This is a genomic window from Methylosinus sp. RM1 (assembly GCF_011378635.1).
GTDB classification, from domain to species: domain Bacteria; phylum Pseudomonadota; class Alphaproteobacteria; order Rhizobiales; family Beijerinckiaceae; genus Methylosinus; species Methylosinus sporium.
Window position 1 is genome coordinate 220,123 of record NZ_WOVC01000002.1, and the last position, 8,637, is coordinate 228,759.

An 8,637-nucleotide genomic window follows, 5' to 3' on the forward strand; every position below is an offset into this window, starting at 1 on the left:
CTATTCGCTCTCTGCTACTCGGCCTTTTTCGCCCGCTCGATCGCCTCGTTGATGATCTTGCGGGCCGCGTCCGCGTCGCCCCAGCCGGCCGCCTCGACCCATTTGCCGGGCTCGAGGTCCTTATAATGGGCGAAGAAATGCTCGATCTGCCGCGTCGTGATGTCGGGCAGGTCTGTGTAGTTCTCCACTTTGTCGTAGCGCTTGGTCAGCTTGGGCGCGGGGACCGCGATGATCTTCTCGTCGCCGCCGGCCTCGTCGCGCATGTAGAGCACGCCGATCGGCCGCACCGCGATCAGCGCGCCGGGCGCGATCGGCCGCGTGTTGGCGACCAGCACGTCGCAGGGGTCGCCGTCTTCCGACAGAGTGTGCGGAATGAAGCCGTAATTGCCGGGATAGCGCATCGACGTATAGAGGAAACGGTCGACGACGAGCGTTCCAGAGGCTTTGTCGAGCTCATATTTGATCGGCTCGCCGCCGAGCGGCACTTCGATCACGACATTGACTTCGAATGGAGGATTCGCGCCGATTTCAATGGCGTCGAGACGCATCTAGCAGCTCCTGGGGGTGGGGATAAGTCAGCGGACGGGCGCGGAGACGAATCCGAAGGCGACGCGCGCCAGCATGTCGTCGCCGAAGCGCTCCTCCGCGCGGCGGACGGTGAGGCCGCCGAGCCGCCGATAAAAGGCGAGAGCCTTGTCGTTATCGGCCAAGGCCCAGACGATGGTGGAGAGATAGCCATGCGCGGCGAGCTCTTGCCGCGCGGCGTTGAACAGGCGACGGCCGAAGCCGAGGCCCTGATATTCGGGCAGAAGATAGATCTCGAAGATCTCGCCCGAATAGGGCATGGAGGGCACGCGATTGCGCCCATAGGTGACATAGCCGACGACGTCCTGGTCGAATTCCAGCACCAGAATGCCGCTGCCCCGCACGATCGCCCGCGCCCACCATTGCGGCCCGCGACGGGCGATCATGCGCTCGAGCTCCCCGCCCGGGATGACGCCGCGATAGGCGTCCCGCCAGGAGGCGTCGTGCACATGCGTGATCGCCTCGGCGTCGCCGGGTCCAGCATGGCGAATGAGGGTGGCGGTCTCGACCATGGTTCCGATGTTAGGTCCCGAGGGCCTGTTTGGGCAAGAGCCGGGCGTCGACAAAGCGAACAAAAATAAAAGATCGCGGCGCCGAAACGACCGAATCGGCGCCCCGTCCCTCGCCGCTCAGGACAGCAGGCCGGTGGCGGCTCCGGCGAGCAGAACGACGCCGATGAAGGCCCGGTAGGCGACGAAGGGCCATGTGGAGAAACGCTCCAGAAAGCGCATCAGCCCCCATATCGCCGCGAAGGCCGAAATGGAGGCGACGACGAGGCCGACCGCCAGCACCGACCAGCCATGGCCGTCGAGATGGGCCTTGTGCAGCTCGTAGAGCTCCTTGAGGCCCGCCAAAGTGATGGCCGGCAGGCCGAGCAGGAAGGAGAATTGCGCCGCCTGCTCGCGCTTGAGGTCCAGGAACAGGGCCGCGGTCAAGGTGGAGCCGGAGCGCGAGACGCCCGGCACCAGCGCGCCCACCTGGGCGAAGCCGACGACCAGCGCATCCTTCAGGCTCACATGGTCCAGCGTGCGGGTGTGGTTGCAATAGAGCTCGGCGATGGCGAGCAGCGCCGCCATGACGATGCAGGAGATGCCGATGACCGGCAGCGAGCGCAGCGGCGAGCCGCAAGTGTTGAGAACGCTTGACAAAGCCACGCCGGCGAGGCCGATGGGGATCGTGGCGAGGGCGATCCAGACGACGAAGCGGAAGCTCCAGTCGCTGAAATCGCGCCGCAGCGCAGCGCGAACGGAGCCGAAGGCCAGCGCGCGAATATCCTGCCAGAAATAGCTGACCACGGCGGCGAGCGCGGCGAGCTGCATGGCGGCCGAGAAGGCCGAGCCCGGATCCTTCCAGCCGAGCAGGGCGGGCACGATGCGCATATGCGCGGTGGAGGAGATCGGGAGCAGCTCGGTAATGCCCTGCACGACGCCGAGCGCCGCCACTTTCGCATAGCCGAGCTCGACGAAGCCGGTGTCGAGACCCGAAGTGCAAGCCAAGGCCATGGAACGTTCTCCGAAACGGGGCCGGCGGCCGCGCCTTCGAGGCGAATCGCCTCCGCGCGGCGGTTGCGGTCTTGTCTCAGACAGATGGTTAAGGATTGCTCACGGCTCCGCCGTCAGGCGGCGCCATAATAGTCGCGATACCAGTCGACAAAAGCCGAAACCCCTTCCTCCACAGAGGTTTGCGGCCGATAGCCGGTGAGCTGCTCGAGCAGCGAGCAATCGGCGAAAGTGCGGGGGGCGTCGCCCTTCTGCATCTCGAGGTAGTTGCGGATCGCGGTCTTGCCCAATTTGCGCTCGATCGCCTCGATGAAATCGAGCAGGCCGATCGGCTCGCCGCGCCCGATGTTGACGACGCGGAAAGGCGCGACCGGCGAGACCGATGCGTCGGCGCCGATCGCCGGCGCCCGGTCCACGAGGCGCGTGATCGCCTCGACGAGATCGCCGACATAGGTGAAATCGCGCTGCATCTCGCCGTGATTGTAGATGTCGATCGGCCGGCCCTTCTCGATGGCGTCGACGAATTTGAACAGCGCCATATCCGGCCGGCCCCAGGGGCCGTAGACGGTGAAGAAGCGGAACATGGTCGTCGGAATGGCCCATAGATGCGCATAGGAATGCGCCATGGCCTCATTGGCCTTTTTCGTGGCGGCGTATAGAGTGAGGGGAAAATCGGCGCGCTCGCTCTCCAGAAAGGGCACATCCTGATTGCCGCCATAGACGGAGCTGGTGGACGCCATCAGCAGATGCGCGACGCCCCGCATCCGCGCGACCTCGAGAATATTGAAGCCGCCGACGAGATTGGCGTCGACATAGGCGCGCGGATTCTCGAGGCTGTAGCGAACGCCGGCCTGCGCGGCGAGATGAACGATGACCTCGGGTTCCGCCGCCGTGACGGCGCGGGTCAGCGCCTCCATATCCTCGAGCATGGCGATATGGGGCCGAAAGCCGGGGGAACGCGCCAGCGCGGCGTGGCGCGCCTCTTTCAGCGTCACATCGTAATAAGGGGTCATCCCGTCGAAGCCGTCGACGCTGTGGCCGCGCTCGAGCAGTTTCCTTGCGAGATGGAAGCCGATGAATCCGGCTGTGCCGGTCACGAAGACGCGCATGAGGCCGCTCTCGTTGGAGACGGGCAAGCTCTGACGGAAAAGCCCCGTCGCTGTCAACTTCCGGCCCCCTACGGAGCTTCCGCGGCGGCGGCGGCCCGGCCCAAATTGCCGGTTTTCACTTCCGCCCAAAAGGCGCTAAACATCGCGCCCAGTTTCTTTCTCCAACAGGACCGGATCACCCATGGCGCGGCAGTTCATCTATCATATGCAAGGTCTCACCAAGACCTATCCGGGCGGCAAGAAGGTCCTCGACAACGTCAATCTCTCCTTCTACCCGGACGCCAAGATCGGCGTGCTCGGCGTCAACGGCGCCGGCAAATCGACTCTGCTGCGCATCATGGCCGGCACGGACAAGGAGTTCACCGGCGAGGGCTTCGTCGCCGAGGGGGCGCGCGTGGGCTATCTGCCACAGGAGCCGCAGCTCGATCCAGAGCTCGACGTGCGCGGCAATGTGATGCTGGGCGTCGCCGAGAAGAAGGCCGTTCTCGATCGCTACAATGATCTCGCGGTGAATTATTCCGACGAGACGGCGGACGAGATGACCCGTCTGCAGGACGAGATCGAGGCCAAGGGCCTGTGGGATCTCGACAGCCAAGTGGATCAGGCCATGGAGGCGCTGGGCTGCGCCCCCGACGACGCCGATGTGACCAAGCTCTCGGGCGGCGAGCGGCGCCGCGTGGCGCTCTGCCGCCTGCTGCTCGAGCAGCCGGAAATGCTGCTGCTCGACGAGCCCACGAACCATCTCGACGCCGAGACGGTGAATTGGCTCGAGGGCCATTTGCGCAATTATCCGGGCGCGATATTGATCGTTACCCATGATCGCTACTTCCTCGACAATGTCACGGGTTGGATTCTCGAGCTCGATCGCGGCCGCGGCATTCCCTATGAGGGCAATTACACCAGCTGGCTGAAGCAGAAGCAGAAGCGCCTCGCGCAGGAGAGCAGCGAGGACAAGGCCCGCCAGCGCGCGCTCGAGGCGGAGAGCGAGTGGATCTCCTCCTCGCCGAAGGCCCGCCAGGCCAAATCCAAGGCGCGCATCCAGCGCTATGAGGAATTGGTCGCCAAGCAGAACGAGAAGGCGCCGACGACGGCGCAGATCGTCATTCCGGTGGCCGAGCGCCTCGGCGCCAATGTCATCGATATCGAGCATGTGTCCAAGGCCTTCGGCGATCGCCTGCTCATCGACGATCTCTCCTTCAAGCTGCCGCCCGGCGGCATCGTCGGCGTGATCGGCCCCAACGGCGCCGGCAAGACGACTTTGTTCCGCATGATCACCGGCCAGGAAAAGCCGGACAATGGCGCCGTCGCCGTCGGCGAGAGCGTGCAGCTCGGCTATGTCGATCAGTCGCGCGACGCGCTCGACGACAAGAAGACCGTGTGGGAAGAGATTTCCGGCGGCAATGACATCATCTATCTCGGCAAGCGCGAGATCAATTCGCGCGCCTATTGCGGCGCCTTCAACTTCAAGGGAACCGACCAGCAGAAGAAGGTCGGAATGCTCTCGGGCGGCGAGCGCAATCGCGTGCATCTCGCCAAAATCTTGAAACAGGGCGCCAATGTTCTGCTGCTCGACGAGCCGACCAATGATCTCGACGTCGACACGCTGCGCGCGCTCGAAGAAGCGCTGGTGGATTACGCCGGCTGCGCGGTCATCATCTCGCATGACCGCTTCTTCCTCGACCGCATTGCGACGCACATGCTGGCCTTCGAGGGCGATAGCCATGTCGAATGGTTCGAGGGCAATTTCGCCGATTATGAGGAAGACAAGAAGCGTCGCCTGGGGCTCGACAGCGTCATCCCGCATCGGCTGAAATATAAGAAATTCTCGCGGTGAATGAATGATCGAAACTTGCTGAGAGAGAGGCGACATGCCTGCTCCACACGATCTCGAGGCGCTCGCCACCAAAGGCGAAGCGACAACGATAGAGTTCAAGGAATCGATCGCCGGTCTCGATGGCGTCAGCAAGACCGTGTGCGCGTTCGCCAATGACATCAGCGGGCTCGGCAACCCTGGATTGATCTTGATCGGCGTCGACAAAGATGGACGAATCGTCGGAACGCCGAGTGACGACGCGACATTGCAAAAATTGGCGCAACTTCGAGTGGACGGAAACATTACACCGACCCCCTCGATGACCGTCACGCCCGTCGCCGTTCAGGACAAAACGGTAATAGTTCTGGAGGTCTCTCCGTCGGAATCGCCCCCCGTTCGCCGTCACGGCATTGCTTATGTGCGGATCGGAACAACGACTACGCGGGCAACGTCGGAGGAAGAACGAAGGCTTATCGAGCAACGCAAAGGCCGGGCGTTGCCTTTCGATGCGCGCGGCATCTCGGGAAGCGCGATCGGCGATCTGGATGTGAAGCGATTTCAACTGGACTATTTGACCGAGGCCGTGAACCCGTTGGTTTTGGCGGAAAACGGGCGTTCGGTGGAGCAACAGCTCGCCGCTCTCAAGCTCATGGATGGAGAGGGCCGCGCCACGCCGACCGGTTTGCTCGTCGTCGGAATCGATCCACTTTCTTGGTTGCCCGGCGCTTATGTGCAATTTCGTCGGGTCGCGGGGGACAAAATCACCGACGACACGATCGATGAGGCGCGTTCGAGTGGCACTATCGACGTCGTCGTACGTGTTCTGGAGGAAAAGCTCTCCGCGCATAATGTGACATCACTGACCATCCCCGGCGGGCGGCATGTCAAGCAGTCGCTCTATCCGATGGTCGCCCTTCAGCAGATTGTCCGAAACGCCGTCATGCACCGTGATTACGAAATCGCCGCGCCGATCAGAGTGACTTGGTTCGACGACAGAATCCAAATCGATAATCCCGGCGGTCCGTTTCAAATCCAACCGGACAAATTGGGAGAGCCGGGCTTCACCGGATATCGGAATCCGAATGTCGCGGAAGCGATGCATAATTTAGGCTTGGTGGAGAGGTTCGGCGTAGGCATTCCTCTCGCACGCAAGTCACTGGAGGATAATGGTAATCCGCCGTTGGAAATACGTGCTGACGGAAATTTCGTATTCGTCGTAGTGCGAGCCGCTCGATGAAGACAGTCGCCTTCTTCAACAACAAAGGCGGCGTCGGCAAGACATCGCTCGTCTTTCATTTGGCCTGGATGCTCAATGAGATGGGCTATAAAGTGGTCGTCTGCGACCTCGATCCGCAAGCCAATGTCACGACATTTTTCCTCGGGGAGGATCGTGCGGCGCGGCTGTTGGAAACGGGCCATGGCGTTCGAACCATCTATCAGGCGTTTCTGCCTTTGCTGGAAGGGTTGGGCGACCTCGCCGAGGTGGACGCCGAAATCATGACGGAAGGCCTGACGCTTATCCCTGGCGATTTGGCTCTTTCCGGAGCCGAAAGCGAATTGTCCACTCAATGGGGGAATTGCCTTTCCTCCGAAGAGCCGACGAAAAAGAAGGCGTTTCGGACGATATGCGGTTTCCATAGGGCAATCGCTGCGGTGGCGCGCAAGCAAAACGCGACGATAGCGCTCATCGATGTCGGCCCGAATCTCGGACCGCTGAATCGCGCGGCCCTGGTGGCGAGTGATCATGTTGTGATTCCTCTCGGCAGCGATGCATTCTCGCTTCAGGGGCTGAAAAATGTCGGCAAGACCTTGACCACTTGGCGGGAAGACTGGTCGGAAAAAAAGAAGCGCGTGCCACAAGGCTTGGGTTTCGAAGCGCCTGAGGGCGCAATGGAGCCCATCGGCTATGTCATCAGCCGCTTTTCGATGCGCTCGGGACGTCCGGCGCGAGCCTATCTCAATTGGGCGGCGGAAATGCCCGCCGCCTATCGACAATACGTCCTGGGACAGGTCGACGTAAGTTGCCGCGATCCGCATCAAGATCCCAACTGCCTCGCGGAATTGAAGGATTATCGATCCTTGATGCCGATGGCGCAGGATGCAATGAAACCGATTTTCGACCTGAGGGCGGCGGATGGCGCAATTGGCGCGCATCAGGCCGGCGTGATCGAGGCCAGGAAAAATTTTCGAGCTCTGGCCGACAAAATTATCGATCGACTCCGTCTTTAGCGAGCGCACAGTTCACACTATTTGCTCCACTCGAGGTGGCGCTGAGGCGGTGGTTGCATTACGCTGGCGCCTTTCCTTCTTCCCGCGCATGCTGCAACTCGCTGTCCTCCGGCCTCTCCACGACGCCGCGGCAAATCTCCACGATCTCGCGGCGCAGCCAAGCGTGCGCCGGCTCGCGGTCCTGCAGCGAGCGCCACACCATCAAGAGGTCATAGGTCGGGAACTCGATCGGTATCTCGTAAGCGCCGTCGCGACCCCATTGATTCTTTGGGTTCGGAAGGATTTTCGGATGTGAGATTCTTCGGAGGGACAGCCATGTCTCTGGAAGGATCCGAAGATGAACGAGAATGCGACGGTCGATACGGCTTTTGGCGCGGGATTTGTGGGACGTGTGGATTTTCGTCGTTCACGTTCGGGCAATCGGCTGTGGTCGAAGGAGCTGAAGGGCCGGATCGTGCGAGAGAGCCTCGCGCCTGGAGCGCGCGTCGCCGATGTCGCCCGCAAATATCGGATATGCGCGCAGCAATTGACGCAGTGGCGCCGGCAGGCGCGCACCGGGCGGCTCGCGCTTGTGACCGACGGTCCTGCGGAGTTCGTGGACATCGAGCTCGAGCGGCCCTCCGTTCGTAACGAGAGCGATGCGAAAATCGAGATCGTCGTCGGCAAGGTCGTGTTGCGGCTGGAGCAGGACACTGCCCCGACGCGCATCGCCGAGATCATGACTGCGCTGGAGCGTGGCGCATGATCATTCCGTCACAGGGGTTGCGGATCGTGCTCGCCGTGCGGCCCGTCGATTTTCGTTGCGGGCATGACGCGCTGGCCGCTCTGGTGCAGAACAAGCTCGGACTCGATCCGCATTCCGGCCTCATCGTCGTGTTCCGCTCGAAGCGAATGGATCGCTTGAAGATTTTGCTGTGGGACGGAACCGGACTGGTGCTGATCTACAAGCGTCTTGGCGATAACGGTTTTTCTTGGCCGCAGATCAGCGATGGCGTCCTGCAATTGAGCCGGGTGCAGTTCGAAGCTCTATTCGACGGGCTCAACTGGAAGCGCGTCGGCGAGCGGATCGTGGCGACTCCGACCGCGGCGAACTGATCGCAACTTCGGCTTCATTCGGCGACTCGCTTGCGATAGAATCGCCGACATGACGCCGAGCTTCGATCCCGCCAGACTCGCAGAGCTGCCTGCCGATCTGCGCGCCGAGCTGCGCGCATTGTTCGAAGCTCAGCGCGCCATGCTCGAAGTCGAACGCATCCGCGCCGATCATGAGCTCGCCGCGCGCCTTCACATCGAGAGCGAGCTTGCGGCGTCGAAGGAGACCGTCGAACGTCTGCAACTGCTCGTCAAGGAATATGAACGCGCGCGTTTCGGCAAGCGTTCGGAGAAGCTCGATCCCGATCAG

General features: G+C 62.1%; 9 protein-coding genes and 1 pseudogene. 6 read left to right on the plus strand and 4 right to left on the minus strand.

Annotated elements, in window-relative coordinates; translation table 11 throughout:
- Positions 1-14: 14 nt before the first annotated feature.
- The 4 genes from ppa to FMZ75_RS02355 all read right to left on the minus strand — a co-directional run bounded on the left by ppa (position 15) and on the right by FMZ75_RS02355 (position 3,193).
- Complete coding sequence (gene ppa, locus FMZ75_RS02340) at positions 15-548, minus strand: inorganic diphosphatase (protein WP_108915689.1); 534 nt, start codon at positions 546-548, stop codon at positions 15-17.
- A 27-nt stretch (positions 549-575) separates the two neighbouring features.
- Positions 576-1,097 carry a GNAT family N-acetyltransferase gene (locus FMZ75_RS02345; RefSeq protein ID WP_036293876.1) on the minus strand — a complete coding sequence of 174 codons (522 nt, stop codon included), beginning with the start codon at positions 1,095-1,097 and terminating at the stop codon, positions 576-578.
- 117 nt (positions 1,098-1,214) lie between these two features.
- The gene (gene uppP, locus FMZ75_RS02350; RefSeq protein ID WP_142863533.1) at positions 1,215-2,087 is read right to left on the minus strand and encodes an undecaprenyl-diphosphatase UppP; all 873 of its coding nucleotides are present in this window, start codon (positions 2,085-2,087) and stop codon (positions 1,215-1,217) included.
- Positions 2,088-2,200: 113 nt separating this feature from the next.
- The gene (locus tag FMZ75_RS02355) at positions 2,201-3,193 is read right to left on the minus strand and encodes an NAD-dependent epimerase/dehydratase family protein (RefSeq protein WP_166141168.1); all 993 of its coding nucleotides are present in this window, start codon (positions 3,191-3,193) and stop codon (positions 2,201-2,203) included.
- Between the two features lie 181 nt (positions 3,194-3,374).
- Between FMZ75_RS02355 and ettA the strand changes: the two genes are divergently transcribed.
- The 6 genes and pseudogenes from ettA to FMZ75_RS02385 all read left to right on the plus strand — a co-directional run.
- Complete coding sequence (gene ettA / locus FMZ75_RS02360) at positions 3,375-5,027, plus strand: energy-dependent translational throttle protein EttA (RefSeq protein WP_166141169.1); 1,653 nt, start codon at positions 3,375-3,377, stop codon at positions 5,025-5,027.
- Between the two features lie 34 nt (positions 5,028-5,061).
- A complete protein-coding gene (locus FMZ75_RS02365; protein ID WP_166141170.1) occupies positions 5,062-6,243 on the plus strand; it encodes an RNA-binding domain-containing protein in 1,182 nt (393 codons plus the stop codon).
- Positions 6,240-7,235 carry a ParA family protein gene (locus FMZ75_RS02370; protein WP_166141171.1) on the plus strand — a complete coding sequence of 332 codons (996 nt, stop codon included), beginning with the start codon at positions 6,240-6,242 and terminating at the stop codon, positions 7,233-7,235. The genes FMZ75_RS02365 and FMZ75_RS02370 overlap by 4 nt, the downstream gene beginning before the upstream one ends.
- Before the next feature lie 337 nt (positions 7,236-7,572).
- Positions 7,573-7,980 (plus strand): transposase, encoded by a 408-nt coding sequence (locus tag FMZ75_RS02375; protein WP_246728725.1) that lies wholly within the window; start codon positions 7,573-7,575, stop codon positions 7,978-7,980.
- The gene (tnpB, locus tag FMZ75_RS02380) at positions 7,977-8,330 is read left to right on the plus strand and encodes an IS66 family insertion sequence element accessory protein TnpB (protein ID WP_166141172.1); all 354 of its coding nucleotides are present in this window, start codon (positions 7,977-7,979) and stop codon (positions 8,328-8,330) included. Before FMZ75_RS02375 ends, tnpB begins: the two co-directional genes overlap by 4 nt.
- A 49-nt stretch (positions 8,331-8,379) precedes the next feature.
- Positions 8,380-8,637, plus strand: a pseudogene (locus tag FMZ75_RS02385) (IS66 family transposase); the annotation flags it as partial.

Bases quoted from the DNA above. Each gene is read 5' to 3' on its own strand.
- ppa (WP_108915689.1), bottom strand. From the start codon at position 548: ATGCGTCTCGACGCCATTGAAATCGGCGCGAATCCTCCATTCGAAGTC.
- FMZ75_RS02345 (WP_036293876.1), bottom strand. From the start codon at position 1,097: ATGGTCGAGACCGCCACCCTCATTCGCCATGCTGGACCCGGCGACGCC.
- uppP (WP_142863533.1), bottom strand. From the start codon at position 2,087: ATGGCCTTGGCTTGCACTTCGGGTCTCGACACCGGCTTCGTCGAGCTC.
- FMZ75_RS02355 (WP_166141168.1), bottom strand. From the start codon at position 3,193: ATGCGCGTCTTCGTGACCGGCACAGCCGGATTCATCGGCTTCCATCTC.
- ettA (WP_166141169.1), top strand. From the start codon at position 3,375: ATGGCGCGGCAGTTCATCTATCATATGCAAGGTCTCACCAAGACCTAT.
- FMZ75_RS02365 (WP_166141170.1), top strand. From the start codon at position 5,062: ATGCCTGCTCCACACGATCTCGAGGCGCTCGCCACCAAAGGCGAAGCG.
- FMZ75_RS02370 (WP_166141171.1), top strand. From the start codon at position 6,240: ATGAAGACAGTCGCCTTCTTCAACAACAAAGGCGGCGTCGGCAAGACA.
- FMZ75_RS02375 (WP_246728725.1), top strand. From the start codon at position 7,573: ATGAACGAGAATGCGACGGTCGATACGGCTTTTGGCGCGGGATTTGTG.
- tnpB (WP_166141172.1), top strand. From the start codon at position 7,977: ATGATCATTCCGTCACAGGGGTTGCGGATCGTGCTCGCCGTGCGGCCC.